Below are 17,263 nucleotides of genomic sequence, written 5' to 3'. Positions count from 1 at the left end.
TTCCTAGATTTCTGGGCAAGCGCCAACCGGTTTGCTGCCAATATTGGCGAACATCTCACCAAGGTTCAGCGTTTCGCGTTTTTCCAGATGCTCATAGTTGTTGGTGAGCCATGTACCGGCCGCATCCCGTCCGATGTCGCACAGATGCTCCAGAAACGCCCACTCCGTATTGAGTTTGGAGGAAGCGCCCAGCGGGCGCATGCGCTTGCGTGCCTCAATCATGTGCACGCGCATGCGACGATGGCGGGAAGCATCAAGTTCGCCGCTGTCGATCAGAACGTTCTTCTCGTAAATCGCCCGCAAATCGCGCAGCAGCGAAGCGTTGAAGCTGATCTCGTTAACGCGGTTCAGGATTTCACGGGCCGTGACCGGGATACCCTCGCGCACAATCGGGTTGATCTGGACAATGACAATGTCGTCGACAGGACTGTGATCGGCAAAGGGCGACAGGACCGGGTTGCCCATGTAGCCACCGTCCCAATAGTGACGTCCGTCAATTTCAACCGCTTGAAACATGAAGGGCAGGCAGGCGGAGGCCAGAATGACGTCGACCGACAACTCCGACCGGCGAAAGATGCGCACCCGTCCGGTCTCCACATCGGTTGCAGAGATAAACAACGTGAACGAGTCGTCCTCGACGCCAATCTGGCCAAAGTCCACATGCTTTTCGACCAGTTTTCGCAACGGATTGTAGTTGAACAAGTTGGTATCGTAGGGCGATGCCACCCGGTTCAAAAGATCCATCATCAAATAGCCGGGGGAATAATCAAGGCTCCATTGACCAAGGATCAGATCAATTGGCGTCCGCTTCAACGGGCTCATGCGACCGGCATCGCTAACGTCCTTCCAAAACGCTCTCAACGCCTTGCGGGCACCGATGGCACCGTTGTTATACATGCCTTGCGCTGCCACAACGGCGTTCATTGCACCGGCAGAAGTTCCCGAAATCGACTGGATCCAGATCCGGTCATCCTCAAACAGCTTGTCCAATACCCCCCAGGTGAAGGCGCCATGCGCCCCGCCTCCCTGAAGAGCCAGATTAACGGTTTTTTCGATCGTTGGGCGTCGCGCCATTCCCTGTTCCTTTCGCAGCAAGTTCAATGCGCAACCCAACCGCCCTCAACCGGTATCGCAGACCCGGTAATGGAGGCGGCATCATCGGAGCACAGGAACAGCGTTGTGCCAGCCAGCTGTTCTACTGAAACGAACTGCTTGGTTGGCTGTGCCGCAAGCAGCACGTCCCGTTTAACCTCTTCCTCGGAAATGCCCCGTGCCTTGGCTGTGTCTTGAATTTGCTTTTCAACCAGAGGGGTGAGTACGTAGCCGGGACAGATGGCATTGACGGTTATTCCCGCTTCGGCGGTTTCCAGCGCAACGGTTTTGGTCAACCCAATGACGCCGTGTTTTGCAGCCACATAAGCAGACTTGAAGGGCGATGCGACAAGACCATGGGCGGACGCGATGTTGACCACCCGTCCCCATCCCTGGGCTTTCATGCCGGGAACAACCGCTTTCATGGCATGGAAGCTGCTCGACAGATTGAGCGCGATGATCGCGTCCCATTTGTCTTCCGGAAACTCTTCGATCGGGGCAACATGCTGGATACCGGCGTTGTTGACCAGAACATCAACCCGGCCAAAAGCATCCTCTGTTGCTTTCACCAATCCGCGGACCTCAGAAGGATCCATCAGGTTTGCAGAGGTATACCGTACCTTGGAACCGAGCGCTTCCAGACGCGCACGTTCTGCCTCAACGGCCTCGGCTGGCTCGATGCCGTTCATCATCACATTCAGGCCCGCTTTCGCAAGCCCCTCGGCAATGCCAAGGCCAATACCGCTGGAGGATCCAGTAACGAGAACGGTTTTTCCAGAAAGGGTCATGGGAGAAACCTTTTTCAGTGTGTTGTTGGGAAAACAGGCCTCAATGCCGCCAAGCTACGTCTGCTCAAAAGCGCGCGGGAAAAACGTCTCGTCGATCTGTCTCGAAGAGAAACACGTAACGTTCATGGCGGAAAAGCCGCGGAGAGACCTGTGTTGTTTCACTCCGCAGCAAATCAGGGAGTAGATCAAAGGTCCTTCGGAGCCTTGTCTTTGATCTGCGGCCAGTTTGTATCGGCTTTTTGGGTGTTGCCCGGGATATCCTTCACGAACCCTTCTTTGGCCGCCGGGTAGGCGTAGACAAAAAGCATGTCGCCATCGACGCGCCACACAGCGGGGTCACCGTCCAGTTTCTTGCCCAGCGCTGCGCCCATCTGGCAAAACCCGCCATACTGCGGGGCGTACTTCGCCGGATTGGCCGTGAACAGATCACGGTTTTCCGTAGAGGCGAAGTGATAGGTCACGCCGTTATGCTCTGCAGTCACATCAGCAGAGCCCTTGGTCGGCTTCCCTGCTTCAAAGTAACCAACCGGGTCGAAGCCGCGCAGGCCGAGGCCGCTCTCATCAACGTTCACAGCCGCACTGGAGTTTTCATCGAAGGCAAATGCCGGTAGCGCGACATAACCGGCCAGAAGGGCCGCAGACAAACCTGCAGCAATAAAGAACTTCCTCATCGTACATTTCCTCTTGTTTTTCGTTGCCACCATGGGGTGGGTCGACACGTTTGGGACTTTGAACTCTGGCAAGTCGACCGGAGCAATGCACCGCATGACCTTAGGTGCAGCTCGGAAAATCAACCAGACTTGATTGATCGCGGACGCCTGACAATTACGTTACGGGAAGCAAGCGCCATACTTGGATCGGGAGCTGCATCACTGGCCGTACTGCTCTTCGGGGCTCACCCCGCGCTCCCAGCCGTAGTAGGGCTCACCGTCGGCAGGAAACGGCACCACATCGGTGGAGATGAAGGTTGCGGTTTCATCCCCGGTGTTTTCCCACCAATGGGTGAAGCCGACGCCGAACTCCTCGGAAGGCGTTCCTGCATGGTGAACGATGGGGACGGCACAAAAGCTGTTGTGTTCGGTCACGGTGCCCTTTGCCAGAAACACGATCGCCGGACGGTCAGCATGGCTGTGCGTTGGGACCGTGCCACCGGGCGCAAGCTCGAGACGCCGCTGACGCAACATGAAGTCGCCCATGTCGCGCCAGCCAGCCAGTTTGACATTGGCGATGATTTCGCGTGTCAGCCACTTCGTGCCAATCCGTTCAACATCGCGCGGCTCCGTCAGAACATGCTCGGGCGGACACTGCCCGGCATGGGCGGTTGTGGTCGCAAACGCGGCGCTAAAGCCGAGGCTAATTCCAAGAACAAGGGCGGGGCTTCTCATTATATGTCTCCACTAGTCCAGTGATTTATCCCGGCGCTTCATGGCCGCTGAGAGCATATTACCTTTGCGGAAGGAGAATATAAGGTACTTTGGATCTATAGGTTTCATGCACACTGTCTATGAGACATTCGAAATGGTTCATAGTATTCATTCTGACTTAAAGTCATCTTGGTGAAAGCAATAAACGGAAAAGCCCGATGGAGTTGCATCAACTTAGATATTTTGTAGCCGTTGCAGAAACGCTCAACTTCACGCGGGCTGCAGAGCAATGCGGTATTTCTCAGCCGTCTCTGACCAAGGCCATACGAAAACTGGAGGATGAGTTCGGCGGCCCCTTGTTCCGCCGGGAGGGCCGCAGAACCCACCTCACCGAGCTTGGCCGCGCGATCCACCCCCGGCTGGAGCAGGCACTGGCATTGACTGAGTTCGCCCAGAAAGATGCGCTGGATTTTCAAAACCTTCGAAACTCCACGCTTACGCTCGGCTGCATGTGCACGATCGCGCCCGAAAGTCTCATGAGCCTGATCGACTTCTTCCAGCGCGAGGCCCCGGAGCTTAAGCTCTGCCTGCGAGAAGGATCAGGCCAGAAGGTGGTGGATATGCTTCAGGACGGCGAGATCGACATCGCTCTGGCCGCTCTGCCCACGTATGCGGACGATCTGTCAGCCACACCGCTTTTCACCGAGAAGTATGTCATCACGTTTCCGCAAGGCCACCGCTTTGCGCAAATGGACAATGTGCCTCTAAAGGCCCTTGACGGGGAGCGCTATCTGGAACGCATCAACTGCGAATACCTGACTTTCCTGGAGGCTGCCGGCTTCAAGGACGACGGGTCTGTTGACGAGCGCTTCAAGAGCGAACACGAGTCGTGGATTCAGGCGATGGTCATTGCCGGACTTGGCTGCGCTGTCATGCCGAAAAGTCTGGCATCTCATCCTCAACTGCAAAAAAGGCCGCTTGTCGAGCCGGATATCGAACGCACCGTTTCCGTCATAACCAAGAGAGGACGACGCCACACACCCGTGGTGGACCTGTTCGTGCGTCTGTGCCGATCGATTGACTGGAGCGAATTCGGAAAACCCCATCAGCAGAAAAAAGCCGTGGTCCCGGACACCGCCTGAAGCGGTGTCGCAACACGAAGCCCCATCAACGCCCATAACTCCCCCTCAACGCCCCAGGAGAAAGCCCATGCTTGCCTTGACTTCTGAACGCCCCCTCACCGCAACACTGCCCAAAATGAACGTCGACACCTTGGGATTGATGTTCATTTCAGGCTTCGTTGCCACGATTGCCTTCGACTTCTGGGGCCAGATCGTCAGCCCCGGCTTGGGCTTTGCCAATCTTTCCCCACACGGACTGGCGCAAAGCCTGCTTGGCAGCTTGGGCCTACCAAACAACGCGTTTGCAGGCTATTTCGTTCACTTCTACTTGGTCGGTCTGATCGGCTACCCAATCGGCTGGATGTACATTTTTGCCCCAATCTGGCAAAAGATCATCGGCAACACCCATTGGTTCCTGCCCTCTGCAATCTACGGGTTTGGCCTTTGGCTTTTCGCCATCGGAGGCATCACGTTCATCGCAGGCCTGCCGTTTTTCCTGAATTTCACCGGCATCGCTTGGGTGGCCCTCGTTGGCCATGTGCTCTACGGCATCGTCATGGTCGCCGTGCTTGACGTGATAGAGCGAAAAAAAGCGCAGTAACGAGCCCCTCTTGCCAGACGCACAGCACAACACGCCCCATCCGGGCGTGTTGCTATTGAAAGAGCCTCCAAAGGCAAACCAGCCCGCCCCGTCCCTCCTGAGCAAGCCTTGTTTTCCAGCTGTATCTGTCCGGCAAACCTGGCTGCGATAAGCCCGCTGTGTACCACTGTGGGCTGGCAAGCTGACGGAGCGAGATCGCACCGCATCGAGCAACGGCTCACTCCTTGGCACAGCCGCTCACCATGGCGCTGTGGCTGACGCAACAACAAACAGCATCCGAACCGCGACAAAGCTCCCAGCTCTTCAAGTCTCGTATGTCGGGGGTAGTAGTGAGGGCATCAAGCAGCATTTTCAACGCCGCAATGGGAAGGTGGTAGGCCCGGAGGGACTTGAACCCCCAACCAGTCCGTTATGAGCGGACGGCTCTAACCAGTTGAGCTACAGGCCCTTACCAGATGCTTTTCCTATACCAACCTGGCTCACCGAGTAAACACCCTAGTTACAACAGGTTTTTGCGCAAGCGTGGGTTTCTGTTGAAATCTGTGTTTGCAAGAAGATGCAAGCCAAGCTCTTCATTTGCATTGTGGATGCAGGACGTTCATCCTCTCCATGCTCAAATAGTTGCATATCTTGGAGGTCCTCCCTAGGTTCCAAGCCATAACGCTCCGCCCGCGCAGGTACCTGAAATGAATAGCACTCTGCTAAAACTGACACTCGCCCTCATTCTCGTCATGCTGATCGGGTGGCTCTTGGTCATCGGCAGATCCATTCTCATCCCGCTAATCATCGCCTCCGTCCTGTGGTACCTGATCTCGTCTCTGGCAGAAGCCGTTCGCTCCGTTCCTTATCTGGGCCGCCTTGTGCCGCGCCCATTAGGCATTGTGGTGTCGTTGTGCCTGATGCTGGTCGCTGGCAAGTTCGTCTTCGACATCGTTTCCACCAGCCTTCAGCAAATGGCCGCCGACGCTCCGCTCTACCAGCGCCGTCTGGATGAGGTGTTCCTCACCATTTCCACCCAGCTGAAACTGGATGACCCCATCGGCCTTTCTGATGTGCTGCCCAACTTCTCCATTGGCCAGACAATTTCCGCCGCTGCCGGCGTACTGACGACAATTGCAGGTTCCAGCACACTGATTTTCGTCTATGTGCTGTTCATGATCTTCGAAGAAAGCACCTTTGACCGCAAGATCGAAGCCTTCTTCGACCGCCCCGAGCGCGCACGCCTTGCCCTCGGCATTCGCCGTGAGATCGGCCAGCGCATGCGCCACTATGTGGGCATCAAGACCGCCATCAGTCTGGCCACAGGGTTTCTCACCTACTTCCTGCTGAAGGCGGTCGGACTGCCCTACGCCGAGCTGTTTGGCTTCATAACGTTCCTGCTGAACTACATCCCAACGATCGGCTCCATGATCGCCGTTGTCTTCGCCAGCATGTTCGCACTGGTGTTCTTTGACAATTTGAGCAACTTCTTGATCGTCGCCATCGGTTTGGGCCTCATTCAGTTCGTCCTTGGCAGCATTCTCGACCCCCGCCTCATGGGCACCAGTCTGAACATCTCGCCCCTGGTGATAATCATCTCCTTGAGCTTCTGGGGCTCGATTTGGGGCGTCATCGGAATGGTGCTATGTGTACCTCTGATGGTATTCATCATCATGGTGTGTGCGCAGTTCCCGGCATCGCGACCCATCGCCATCCTGTTCTCCGGAAACGGTGAGGTCGGCGAGCCCATACTGCTAGAGGACAAGACAAAACCGCTGAATTGACAAGGCCTTGCCTGAGTGCTGCCGCATTCCTCCCGTTCTCTCGCATCAACGGCAACTGCCACAAACTCCAGCATTTCACGGAGGACTAAAAATGTCTTTTAAGAAGCTCGCAGGTCTTGGCCTTGTTTCAGTTCTTGCACTTAGCGTTGTATCCACCAGCCTGCCAGCCATGGCGCAAGACAGCAACACCCACACCATCACGGTTTCCGGCTCGGGAAGCGTCAGTGTGGTGCCAGACCGTGCCATCGTGGTCTCCCGTGTTGTCACCCAGAAAGCCTCCGCTCAAGAGGCCCTCTCTGAGAACTCACAGCAGGTCAAAGCACTCATCGAACAAATTCAGGCCGCAGGTATCGAAGACAAGAACATCCAGACCTCCGGTTTTGGCATCAACCCGGTCTACGACAACTCAAGGCAGTCACGCGAAAACGGCGAAGCGCCACAGATTGTGGCTTACCGTGTCAGCAACGGCGTGGAAGTGGCCAGCGACGATGTCAGCAAACTGGGAGCTCTGCTCACCTCCATGGTTGATGCAGGTGCCAACAGCGTGGGTCAGATCAGCTTTGTGGTTTCCGAACCTGAGGAGAAGCTGGATGAGGCCCGTCAGATGGCCGTAAAGGACGCCCTGCGCAAGGCAAAACTTTACGCAGAGGCCGCAGGCGTTGAACTTGGTGATATCCTCACCATCAATGAAAGCGGCTCCGGCAACTACCCGCGTCCAGAAGTTATGTACATGGCGCGGGCAGCAATGGACAAGGCTGCGCCCATCTCGGCTGGCGAAGAACAGCTTTCCGCGAATGTGGTCTTAACCATTGAGCTGGAACAATAATCATCAAAAGGCCCTCCCTTTGAGGGCCTTTTCTTTGTGTCGCGTTTTTGCACCTGTGCACGTGTAATGCGAGCACTCAGAATATTCATCATTGTAATCATAGGTGATTTTCTATAGAGAGGCCGGACCGGAATGATCCGGGGTACATCTACTGGTTGGGGAGAGCGCCATGTCTCACGACGCCCTCTTTCAATTGGGGATGGACTTGGAGGCTCGCTGGGCAAAAGACACGCCCCTTTCTAAGATTGAGCCAAGAAGCACCACCCAAAAGGAAGAAAACTCTAAGCTTGTTGCCGGTGTTACAGGCAACGATGATAATCGACTGGACCACTTCATTGAACGTGATGGTGTTCAGTGCGCTGGTGCGCATTTGATTATCGACCTTTATGATGCCAAGCGTCTCAACGATCAGGCATACATAGAGGAAACCTTGAAGCGCTGTATTGATGCTGCAGGCGCAACGCTGCTGCATATTCATCTTCATCCTTTTGAGCCCACTGGAGTAAGTGGGGTGGCCGTGTTGGCTGAGAGCCATATCTCAGTGCACACCTGGCCGGAATGTGGTTACGCCGCCTTTGACGTGTTCATGTGCGGCGATGCAAAGCCAGAAGTCTGCGTTGACATTCTCAAGCAGGCCTTCGCGGCCGAGCGAGCCGAAGTCAACGAACTCCTGCGCGGCAAGGAGGTCAACTAAGTGACCAGGAAGTACTTTGAGGAGACGCTTTACGAGGGCGTACAGGTCTCCTTTCGGGCCGACAACATCATCTTTGAGCAAAAGACAGAGCATCAGGACATGGTGCTCTTCGACAATCCGGTGTTCGGCCGGGTGCTCATGCTCGATGGCGTTACACAGGTAACCACCTCAGACGAGTTCATCTATCACGAGATGATGAGCCACGTGCCCATTCTGGCGCATGGCAACGCCAAGCACGTCGCCATTGTTGGCGGCGGCGACTGCGGCATGGCTGAGGAAGCACTCAAGCACAAGACCATCGAAAAGCTGACACAGATCGAGATCGATCAGTCCGTCGTCGACTTCTCCGTTGAACACTTCTCCGCGTTCAACACTGGCGTTGTCGATGATGAGCGCTTCAATCTCGTCATCACCGATGGTGCGCGCTACTTCAAGGAAACAGAAGAGCGTTTCGATGTGGTCATGGTTGATTCAACCGATCCCCATGGCCCCGGCGAAGTGCTCTTTACCGAGGAGTTCTACCGCGATGTGCATGCAACCTTGAAGCCGGGCGGTGTTCTGGTCACCCAGAACGGCGTGCCGTTCCTGCAGCGTCAGGAGCTGGTGGACAGCATCTCGCGCTTTGCTCGCATCTATAATGATGCCTACGCCTACGTAGCGGCCATTCCGACGTATTTCGGTGGTCACATGACCCTTGGCTGGGCCACAGATGACGAGACGCTGCGCCGCGTGCCGCTGAGCACGCTGGAGGAGCGCTTTGCGCAAGCGGGTATTGAAACCCGTTACTACACGCCTGAGGTTCATCAGGCGGCCTTTGCCCTGCCCAAGTTCATCTTGGACGCTGTGAAGGACGGAAAAGCCGCCGCTTGAGGCCGCTGATATTGCGTACAGGCTTTGACTGCCAGAGCCTGTACGTCCCTCACCTTGCCACCAGCCGGACTGGCAGCGATTTGTAGCAGCGCAGACTGAAGTTCTCACTGTGCCGCAACTCCCCCGGCAAACTCTCTATGCGGCTGGTCATCTTCAACAGTTCTTCAAAGGCGATGCGGCTTTCCATACGGGCCAGTTGAACACCCGCGCAAAGGTGGTGCCCCGTGCCAAACGCCAAATGATGGTCGTGCGTGCGCGTCACATCCAGCTTGTTCGGTTCATCCAGCAAAGCCGGGTCGCGTCCCGCCGCACCAAGCATCACAAGCACCAACTCTCCCCTTGCGATCGTCGTGTCACCCAAACGCACGTCTTCCTTGGCAACCCGGCCCACATACTGCACGGGGCTGTCGAGACGCAAAAACTCCTCGATGGCGTTCGGAATCAGCTCGGGCCGTTCGCGTAACACCTGAAACTGCGCAGGATTGTCCATCAGCAGCTTCAGACCATTTCCCAAGAGTGCCGTTGTCGTTTCATTTCCTGCATTCAGCAGCAAAATGGTGTTCGCCAGCAGCTCGACTTCGGAAAGGACATGGCCGTCCCGCTCCGCCAGAACCAACTCGCTCAACAGGTTGTCACCGGGCGACCTGCGAATCTCGGCGACACGCTCAAAAAGATAAAGCTTGAAAGCCCGTACGCTACTCAACCCATCTTCAAGCTGCTGCTTGGTCAGGTGCGTGTAGTAGTTCAGCGCGACCACAGTGTAGTCATCGCACCACTTCTTCACCAGATGCCGGTCCTCCTCAGGAATACCAACTATATCGGAGATCACAAGAATAGGCAGAGGAATGGCAAAGTCCGCAATGAAATCCGCCTCCGGCTTTTCCAGCATCGCTTCTATCAGCGCACGCCCCCGCGATCTGATAGGCTCTTCGTAGGTTTCAACCGCCGTTCTGGTAAAGGCATGGTGGACCAAATCCCGCAACCGCCCATGCAGCGGCTCATCCACTTGAACCATCAAAACAGACAGGATATCAAAGAGTTCCTGATAGTCTTCAGCGTAACGATGGCGCATCTTGGAAACGCGATCCGACGAAAACCGAGGATCTTTAAGGGCCGTCTTGCAGTGCTCATAACTGGTTAAAACCCAAGCGCCCATTCCCTCATCCCAGTGTACAGGGTCACGAGCCCTCAGCCCCTGGTAGAGTGGATAGGGGTTCTCAATCATCGCAGGACCGAACAGACCGGTGTTCCCGCTGTACGCGGCTGAGGTGGTTTTCATGAAATAGCCTCCACTTTTCTTGTTTTCGCCGAGCTTACCGGCAAAACGCCCCCATTTCCCGCAAAAACGCAGCAGAGCGTAAATGTGAGGCACCCTCAAACTTGTCCCCCTATCCGGCGCTCGGCTACCATCAAATCTGTGCCCACGAAACCGGGCCGTGGTGGGCCGTCCGCCACGTGTCGTGGGCCAGACGGGCCAATGGAAAGGGGTAACGCATCTTTCCAGAGGAGCCAGTGAAGCGTAACCCGAGCGAGGCCGCATGGTTCGGGGGGGAAGAGCCTTTGCTGTGGGCGTACAGCGGTGGCAGGCAACTGCCTATTCGCGTCCATAAGTGAAGGAATCAACGCTTCATCAAAATGTCTGGGCAAGGCGCCAGCCAATGCCGAAGACTCAAGTTTAATTTTCAAGCGCAGGCATTGCCTGTACGCCTTGCCACTCCCGCTACGGCGGAAAAACCCCACCATACTCTCGGCGGCGTGCCGCGCGGAGGTCCTCGGCGTATTTTTGCACACGATGAATATAATAAGACTTTACTTTTTTAATTGGCTCGGAATATAAAAATAAAAATCTTTCTAAAAGGCATCCACATGACTCACTCTCCCTCCCCTGAGCTGACCGAGGACGCGTCCTCCACCGCAAGCGTCAAGCGCCCCCACCCCTTTCTGGAACTCGTGTCCTCCCCGTATCTGCTGTCCTCCACACTGATCTGCCTTGGCGTAGGCTCCCATGCGGTAAATGGCATCGTGTCCAACGCCGTGCTCCCCAGCATCATCCGCGACATTGGCGGGCAAGACCGCGCCTTCTGGATTTTCAGCTTGTTTCAGGTGGCTTCGATCATGTCTGGCACTGTCACCGGCACCTTCAAGGGCCGCCTTGGCGCGCGGTCTTTGTTTGTGCTGGCCAGTCTCATTCTCGCCGCGGGCTCGTTGCTGGCAGGAGCGGCCTCCAATCTGGAGCTGCTGCTTGTCGGGCGTTTCCTGCAAGGCTTCGGCGAGGGCATGATCGTCGCGGTCATTTACGCCGTCATTCCCCAGCTCTTCCCGGAGCGTTTGGTTGCAACGGTCTTTTCCATGACAGCGTTGGTGTGGGCCATGGCCGCCGGTGTCGGACCCATCGCAGCGGGCGCCCTGACGGAGACATGGTCGTGGCGTGCGGCATATTACGTCAACCTGCCCCTGGTGCTGGTGCTGCTCGTCCTTGCCGTCACCGCAATGCCGAAGGAAGAAGCAAGCAGCCAGAAGACCTCGCGCAAGGATCTGGACATGCTGCCCCGTCTGGGATTGATCGCGCTTGCAATCTTGATCATCAGTTTTGTCGGCGAGGTGCGCAGCGTTGCCGAAGGGGCGCTCTATTTGGTCGGCGGCATGGTCCTGCTGTTTCTGGCCCGCGCATGGGACCGCGTGGCAGCGAGTCCCTTCATCCCTAAAACCGCGTTTCAGCTCAACAGCATCGTAGGCTTGGTCATGTGGATCATGCTGCTCACTGCCGTCTCCGCATCGGTGCGCATGGTGTATGGCAACGCCATTCTGCAAAGCTTGTGGGGACTGGGTGTCACCGAAGCGGCTTACGCCATGGCAACACTTGCTTTCGCTTGGACCATTGCGGCTTGGTTTGTCGCAAACACGCAGGATGCCAAGGCCCGCGCGCGGCTAATCAGCATTGGCATCAGCTTCATCGCACTGGCCCTCGCCACCATGGCACTTTCCCTGCACCTTGCCTCATTGCCCCTGTTCGTCTTTGCCTGCATCTTGTCAGGCGTGGGCTCCGGCCTTTCAAACCAGTTCCTGACCCGCTCCGTCATGTTCTCATCAAGTCAAGAAGACAGGGATAGAGCCTCGGGAATCCTGCCGACGCTCACCAATGGTGGCATTGCAATCGGCGCAGCCCTTGCCTCCTTGCTGGCCGCAATCTTCGGAATGTCATCAACAACAACCGAAGAACTGGTCACAGCACAAGCGGCGACATCTGCAGGCCCAACCGTCTTCGGCATCATGGCCATCCTCTCCGCCATCGCCGCCCTGCTCTCCTTCCGCCTGCAAAAGCATCTCATGCAATAGCCCATCAAGACTTCGGCAAAACCCGTTGAACCTTATCCCCCTTAAGGTGGGTTATGGGAAACTGAGATCAGGCAGACAACGTGGCAACCCTCTCGTTTTGCCAAGAGCGGTTCCAACAAAAAAGCCCGCCGAAATGGCGGGCTTTTCAAGTCTGGAACTGGCTTGTCGTCTAGCTGTCGAGGAACGAACGCAGTTTACGAGACCGGGAAGGATGCTTCAGCTTACGCAGAGCCTTGGCTTCAATCTGGCGGATACGTTCACGAGTAACGGAGAACTGCTGACCAACCTCTTCCAGAGTGTGGTCGGTGTTCATGCCGATACCAAAGCGCATACGCAGAACGCGCTCTTCGCGCGGCGTCAAAGAGGCCAGAACGCGGGTCGTGGTTTCACGCAGGTTCGCCTGAATGGCCGCATCGATTGGCAAGATCGCGTTCTTGTCCTCAATGAAATCACCCAGATGGCTGTCTTCCTCATCGCCAATTGGCGTCTCAAGGGAGATCGGCTCCTTCGCGATCTTGAGAACCTTACGCACCTTCTCAAGCGGCATCTGCAGCTTCTCGGCCAGTTCTTCCGGTGTTGGCTCACGGCCAATCTCGTGAAGGATCTGACGGGAAGTGCGTACGATCTTGTTGATCGTCTCGATCATGTGAACCGGGATACGGATCGTGCGAGCCTGGTCCGCGATGGAACGGGTAATCGCCTGACGGATCCACCATGTGGCATAGGTCGAGAACTTGTAACCACGGCGGTATTCGAACTTGTCGACCGCCTTCATCAGGCCGATGTTGCCTTCCTGAATGAGGTCAAGGAACTGAAGTCCGCGGTTGGTGTATTTCTTGGCAATGGAGATAACCAGACGCAGGTTGGCTTCCACCATTTCCTTTTTGGCGATGCGCGCCTCGCGCTCACCCTTTTGCACCATGGAAACGATCTTGCGGAACTCGGTGATTTCCAGACCCGTTTCAGTGGCAAGAGTTTGAATCTCCTGTCGCAGTTCCCGGATCATGTCGCCATCATTGGCGACGAACTTCTTCCATCCGCGACCGGAAAGATTGGCAACCTTGCGAATCCAGTTCGGGTCGAGCTCGTTGCCCTGATAGTACTTCACGAACTCAGCGCGGTTCACGCCGTGTCCATCTGCAATACGAAGCAGGCGGCCTTCGTACCCCATCAAACGCTTGTTGATGTCGTAAAGCTGATGAACCAGCGCTTCGATACGATTTGCATTCAAGGAGAGGCTCTTCACCTCGATGATGATGTCTTCCTTGAGCTTCTTGTAGCGACGCTCCTGAGACGGAGACAGGGTCTTGTTGGCCAGCTTGTTTTCAACCAGCTGGTCCTGAAGCTTGCGCAGCTTTGCGTAGTCTTCAGCAATGCGGTCGAAGGTCTCAACAACCTTCGGCTTCAGCTCAGCTTCCATGACAGACAAAGAGACGTTCGCTTCGTATTCGTCATCGTCCTCGTCCTCGCCGGTGCCCTCGCCTTCTTCGCCCTCAGCCGGTGCAGGAACTTCGGCCGCGCCATTGCCGTCAGCCCGCTTGGCTTCTTCAGCTTTTTTCTTGCGCTCTTCCAGCTCGCGCTGACGAACAGCTTCAGGCACCTCGCCCTCGCCAGCCTCTTCCTGCTCTTCCAAGTCTTCTTCAGAAGGGCCAGCCTTGGCGTCAGGGCCCGCATAGGTCGCATCAAGGTCGATGATGTCGCGAAGCAGAACCTTGCCTTCGTTCAGTTCGTCGCGCCAAATGATAATCGCCTGAAAGGTCAGCGGGCTTTCGCAAAGACCAGCGATCATGGCCTCACGGCCAGCCTCGATGCGCTTTGCAATTGCGATTTCACCTTCACGAGAAAGCAGCTCCACAGAGCCCATTTCACGCAGGTACATGCGCACCGGGTCGTCGGTACGGTCAGAAGGTTCGCGGGTGGTGGTTGTCTTGGCAACGGCCGTGCTGGCCGCGACGACAAGATCTCCGCCCTCTACCTCTTCTTCCTTGCTCTCTTCAGCTTCCTCAGCTTCGATCACGTTAATTCCCATCTCGGAAAGAAGGGACATCGTGTCTTCAATCTGCTCGGAGCTTACTTGTTCAGGCGGAAGAACCTCATTCAGCTCGTCGTAAGTGACATAACCGCGCTTTTTCGCGGTCTTGATCATCTTCTTGACGGCGGCGACAGACAGATCAAGAAGAGGGCCGTCCTGGCCTTCTCCACCTGCTGCCTGTTCCTGTGTATCTTCAGCTTGCGTCGCCTTCGTCGCCATATTTTGCTCCAAAGCCGCGGGCAATGCCTCGCGGTTATCGCGTTTCTACTCTTGGCCTGCCCCGCGTACGGGCGGACCAAACTATCTACTGTTGACGCCAAAGGGCCAGCTGCATCCAACTGCGTGATTAAACCCTCAGGTCCATCTTCGGGGCGCGAAACAGTGCACGTGTTTTTCGCGGTTATCTATCCTTTCTCAAAAGATAGACGCGCGAACCCGTGGCTCGTTCTCCGGCAAAAGATGGATTGCAACAGCATAAAACCAGATTCTCAATTCGCCTTAGTGACCTCTGCAATGGTCTGCGGCGCTCCTATTTGCTGTTTGTCTTGTGTATTTAGCTTGCCTTGCGTGATTCGCAAGTGTGATTCGACACTGAGCAATCTAATTTTTGCTAAATTGCGCAAAGTTTTGGTCAGATACAGGGGCCTCAACCTAAAAAGCCGCCGCGCCGCCTTCCTGGTCATAAGTTGGCTTTGCCGAACGCATGCGCTTTGCACGTTCTGCAAGTTCCTGATCTTCTCTTGCGCATTCTTCCCGCCGACGCGACAACGATTGCGTCAAAGCCTGGATACGAACCCAGCCATCCTCATCAAGGTTTTCAGAGACAGCTTCAAGCTCTTCATTCAGCTCGCGCTCCAACTGCTCAAGCTCGATCACATCCATGAAGTGCACAAACATTTGCTCAATGAAGTCTTCTGGCGGATTCATCTTCAAGATGGGCAAGCGATGACGCAGCTCATCCCACTTATGTACACCCGCTGCAATTGGCGCTTCCGCTGCTTCGAGCTCGGACCCGCGCACCTCAGACAGGATTCGATAGAAGCGATCATCAAGTTGACTGAAATAGGCTGCCACAGACTCGCGCTTGAGGTCAGTAGAGAACCGGCAATACTCATCCATGAACCTCTGGTGGAGTTCATTGGTGAAATGAAGCTGCGATATGCGCTCGTAATGCCGATCGAACAAATCCGGAAAGGTCAGGCACATGGCGCAGAGCGTGCGCTCGGTGCCAAACTTGGCGGTCTCCGGCGCAGCAACACGGCTCTGAAAGCCACGCACTTCGTAGCGACCTTGCTTTCCAGAGGCCTGGTTCCAGCTGCCGCCTTGTTTCCTGTCTCCACTGCCAGTGGCGCCACGGGCACGTCGGCTTTCCTCATAAAACAGATTGGAGAGCCGCAATCGGAAATCGCGTTGATAGCGGTTGCGAACGCGCTCATCCTTGATCGTCGCGATAAGATCATCAAATGCCTTTTCGAGAGCCGCCTTGCGCTCTGGCGTGTCTATGCGCGCCTGACTTGTCTCCCGGTCCCAAACAACCTGAGAAAGCGGCAGCGCCTTGGCAAGTTCCTCATTGAACCCCTGCGGCCCCTTCTCAGAAATCAGGTCATCAGGGTCTTTGCCATCCGGCAACAACGAAAACTGAAACGACTTGCCGCTTGCAAGCACAGGAAGAATGCGATCAATGGAACGATGAGCAGCCGAAATGCCGGCGGCGTCCCCATCAAAGCAGATGATCGGCTCGTCTGCGAACTTCCAAAGGCGCACGCACTGCTCTTCCGTAAACGCCGTACCCAGACTGGCCACAACGCCTTTAAAGCCTGCTTGCCACACAGCAATGGCATCCATATAGCCTTCAACGACGATGGCCTGCTTGCTCTCAAAGGCAGGTTGCCGCGCTCTGTGCGCGTTGAACAACATCGTGCCCTTGTAGAAGATCGGCGTCTCGGGCGAGTTGAGGTACTTTGGCTGCCCCTCGGGATCCATGGTTCGGCCGCCAAATGCCACCACACGGCCACGCTCATCGTGGATCGGGATCATCAAACGGTTGCGAAACCGGTCGTAGGACGGGCGTCCGTCATCCGGCTTGATGACAAGACCAGCCTCAACGAGCATGGCCTCTTCCACGCCCCGTTCCAACAGCGCTTTCTTCAGATTGTCGCGTCCCGGAGGGGCAAATCCAAACACGAACTCTTCCTGCACTTCAGCAGAGAGTTTGCGCCGCGCGGCATAGGCGCGCACGTGCTCCCCTTGAGGACTGAGATAGACAGATCGAAAATACTTGGCTGCAAGCTCACATACATCCGTCAGGCTTGTACGCTGCTGCTGCTTCTTGGCCGCTTGCGGATCTGGTGCCGGCAGCGCAACGCCTGCCATTTCCGCAAGCTGCTCCACAGCCTCCGGAAAGCTCAACCCTTCCGTATCCGTCAAAAAGCGAAAGTGGTCCCCCGACGCCCCGCAGCCAAAACACTTGTATCGATTGCGGCGGTCATCAACGTGGAAGCTGGGTGTGTTTTCCTGATGGAACGGACAGCACGCCCAATAGTCCCCTTTGCCCGGCTGCGACTTTCGCCGATCCCAAGTTACACGGCGACTAACCACCTCTGACAAGGGCAATCGATTGCGAATATCATCGAGCAACTGCGGAGCAAAGCGCATGCGAGTAAAGGTACCTCTGAGGAGCCACTATGATGGCCATTGATGGACGAGTTAAGCCAAAGACGCCAAACAACGTCAAGCTAGGCATTACACATGTGAAGAAAACTAATCCAGAGGCAGA

At 55.9% G+C, this 17,263-nt stretch carries 14 protein-coding genes and 1 tRNA gene; 7 read left to right on the top strand and 8 right to left on the bottom strand.

Annotated features, from left to right (window positions below; translation table 11 throughout):
• Nucleotides 1-3 precede the first annotated feature (3 nt).
• The 4 genes from PUV47_RS10080 to PUV47_RS10065 all read right to left on the bottom strand — a co-directional run bounded on the left by PUV47_RS10080 (nucleotide 4) and on the right by PUV47_RS10065 (nucleotide 3,265).
• A complete protein-coding gene (locus PUV47_RS10080) occupies nucleotides 4-1,074 on the bottom strand; it encodes a patatin-like phospholipase family protein (protein ID WP_274218431.1) in 1,071 nt (356 codons plus the stop codon).
• 23 nt (nucleotides 1,075-1,097) lie between these two features.
• A complete protein-coding gene (locus PUV47_RS10075) occupies nucleotides 1,098-1,880 on the bottom strand; it encodes a 3-hydroxybutyrate dehydrogenase (RefSeq protein WP_274218430.1) in 783 nt (260 codons plus the stop codon).
• Nucleotides 1,881-2,065: 185 nt separating this feature from the next.
• Nucleotides 2,066-2,551 carry a YHS domain-containing (seleno)protein gene (locus tag PUV47_RS10070; RefSeq protein WP_274218429.1) on the bottom strand — a complete coding sequence of 162 codons (486 nt, stop codon included), beginning with the start codon at nucleotides 2,549-2,551 and terminating at the stop codon, nucleotides 2,066-2,068.
• 198 nt (nucleotides 2,552-2,749) lie between these two features.
• Entirely contained in the window at nucleotides 2,750-3,265 is a 516-nt protein-coding gene (locus tag PUV47_RS10065) for a cupin (RefSeq protein WP_274218428.1), read from the bottom strand.
• A gap of 197 nt (nucleotides 3,266-3,462) precedes the next feature.
• Between PUV47_RS10065 and PUV47_RS10060 the strand changes: the two genes are divergently transcribed.
• Together PUV47_RS10060 and PUV47_RS10055 are read left to right on the top strand one after the other, a co-directional pair.
• Nucleotides 3,463-4,386: a LysR family transcriptional regulator gene (locus PUV47_RS10060; protein WP_274218427.1), complete on the top strand. Its 924-nt coding sequence runs from the start codon at nucleotides 3,463-3,465 to the stop codon at nucleotides 4,384-4,386.
• Between the two features lie 67 nt (nucleotides 4,387-4,453).
• Nucleotides 4,454-4,966, top strand: a complete 513-nt coding sequence (locus PUV47_RS10055) for a hypothetical protein (protein WP_274218426.1) — start codon at nucleotides 4,454-4,456, stop codon at nucleotides 4,964-4,966.
• Nucleotides 4,967-5,337: 371 nt separating this feature from the next.
• On the opposite strand, the gene PUV47_RS10050 is transcribed toward PUV47_RS10055, so the two are convergent.
• Nucleotides 5,338-5,414: transfer RNA gene (locus tag PUV47_RS10050), tRNA-Ile, on the bottom strand.
• A 238-nt stretch (nucleotides 5,415-5,652) separates the two neighbouring features.
• On the opposite strand from PUV47_RS10050, the gene PUV47_RS10045 reads away from it, so the two are divergent.
• From PUV47_RS10045 to speE, 4 genes are all read left to right on the top strand, one after another.
• Nucleotides 5,653-6,729: an AI-2E family transporter gene (locus PUV47_RS10045; protein ID WP_274218425.1), complete on the top strand. Its 1,077-nt coding sequence runs from the start codon at nucleotides 5,653-5,655 to the stop codon at nucleotides 6,727-6,729.
• A gap of 91 nt (nucleotides 6,730-6,820) precedes the next feature.
• Nucleotides 6,821-7,555, top strand: a complete 735-nt coding sequence (locus PUV47_RS10040; protein WP_274218424.1) for an SIMPL domain-containing protein — start codon at nucleotides 6,821-6,823, stop codon at nucleotides 7,553-7,555.
• 169 nt (nucleotides 7,556-7,724) lie between these two features.
• A complete protein-coding gene (speD, locus tag PUV47_RS10035) occupies nucleotides 7,725-8,249 on the top strand; it encodes an adenosylmethionine decarboxylase (protein ID WP_274218423.1) in 525 nt (174 codons plus the stop codon).
• A complete protein-coding gene (gene speE, locus PUV47_RS10030; protein WP_274218422.1) occupies nucleotides 8,250-9,119 on the top strand; it encodes a polyamine aminopropyltransferase in 870 nt (289 codons plus the stop codon).
• 49 nt (nucleotides 9,120-9,168) lie between these two features.
• On the opposite strand, the gene PUV47_RS10025 is transcribed toward speE, so the two are convergent.
• Nucleotides 9,169-10,398, bottom strand: a complete 1,230-nt coding sequence (locus PUV47_RS10025; protein WP_274218421.1) for a cytochrome P450 — start codon at nucleotides 10,396-10,398, stop codon at nucleotides 9,169-9,171.
• A 587-nt stretch (nucleotides 10,399-10,985) separates the two neighbouring features.
• On the opposite strand from PUV47_RS10025, the gene PUV47_RS10020 reads away from it, so the two are divergent.
• The gene (locus tag PUV47_RS10020) at nucleotides 10,986-12,455 is read left to right on the top strand and encodes an MFS transporter (RefSeq protein WP_274218420.1); all 1,470 of its coding nucleotides are present in this window, start codon (nucleotides 10,986-10,988) and stop codon (nucleotides 12,453-12,455) included.
• A 169-nt stretch (nucleotides 12,456-12,624) separates the two neighbouring features.
• Here PUV47_RS10020 and rpoD read toward each other — a convergent pair whose 3' ends face one another.
• Both rpoD and dnaG read right to left on the bottom strand, forming a co-directional pair.
• On the bottom strand, nucleotides 12,625-14,706 hold the full coding sequence (rpoD, locus tag PUV47_RS10015) for an RNA polymerase sigma factor RpoD (protein ID WP_274218419.1): 2,082 nt from the start codon (nucleotides 14,704-14,706) through the stop codon (nucleotides 12,625-12,627).
• Nucleotides 14,707-15,138: 432 nt separating this feature from the next.
• The gene (dnaG, locus tag PUV47_RS10010) at nucleotides 15,139-17,142 is read right to left on the bottom strand and encodes a DNA primase (protein ID WP_274218418.1); all 2,004 of its coding nucleotides are present in this window, start codon (nucleotides 17,140-17,142) and stop codon (nucleotides 15,139-15,141) included.
• Nucleotides 17,143-17,263: the final 121 nt, after the last annotated feature.

It is taken from the genome of Pseudovibrio exalbescens, from assembly GCF_028737195.1.
Classification (GTDB): Bacteria; Pseudomonadota; Alphaproteobacteria; order Rhizobiales; family Stappiaceae; genus Pseudovibrio; species Pseudovibrio zosterae.
Note: the sequence above shows the minus strand (reverse complement) of the source record. Positions and strands in the feature narration are given on the sequence as shown.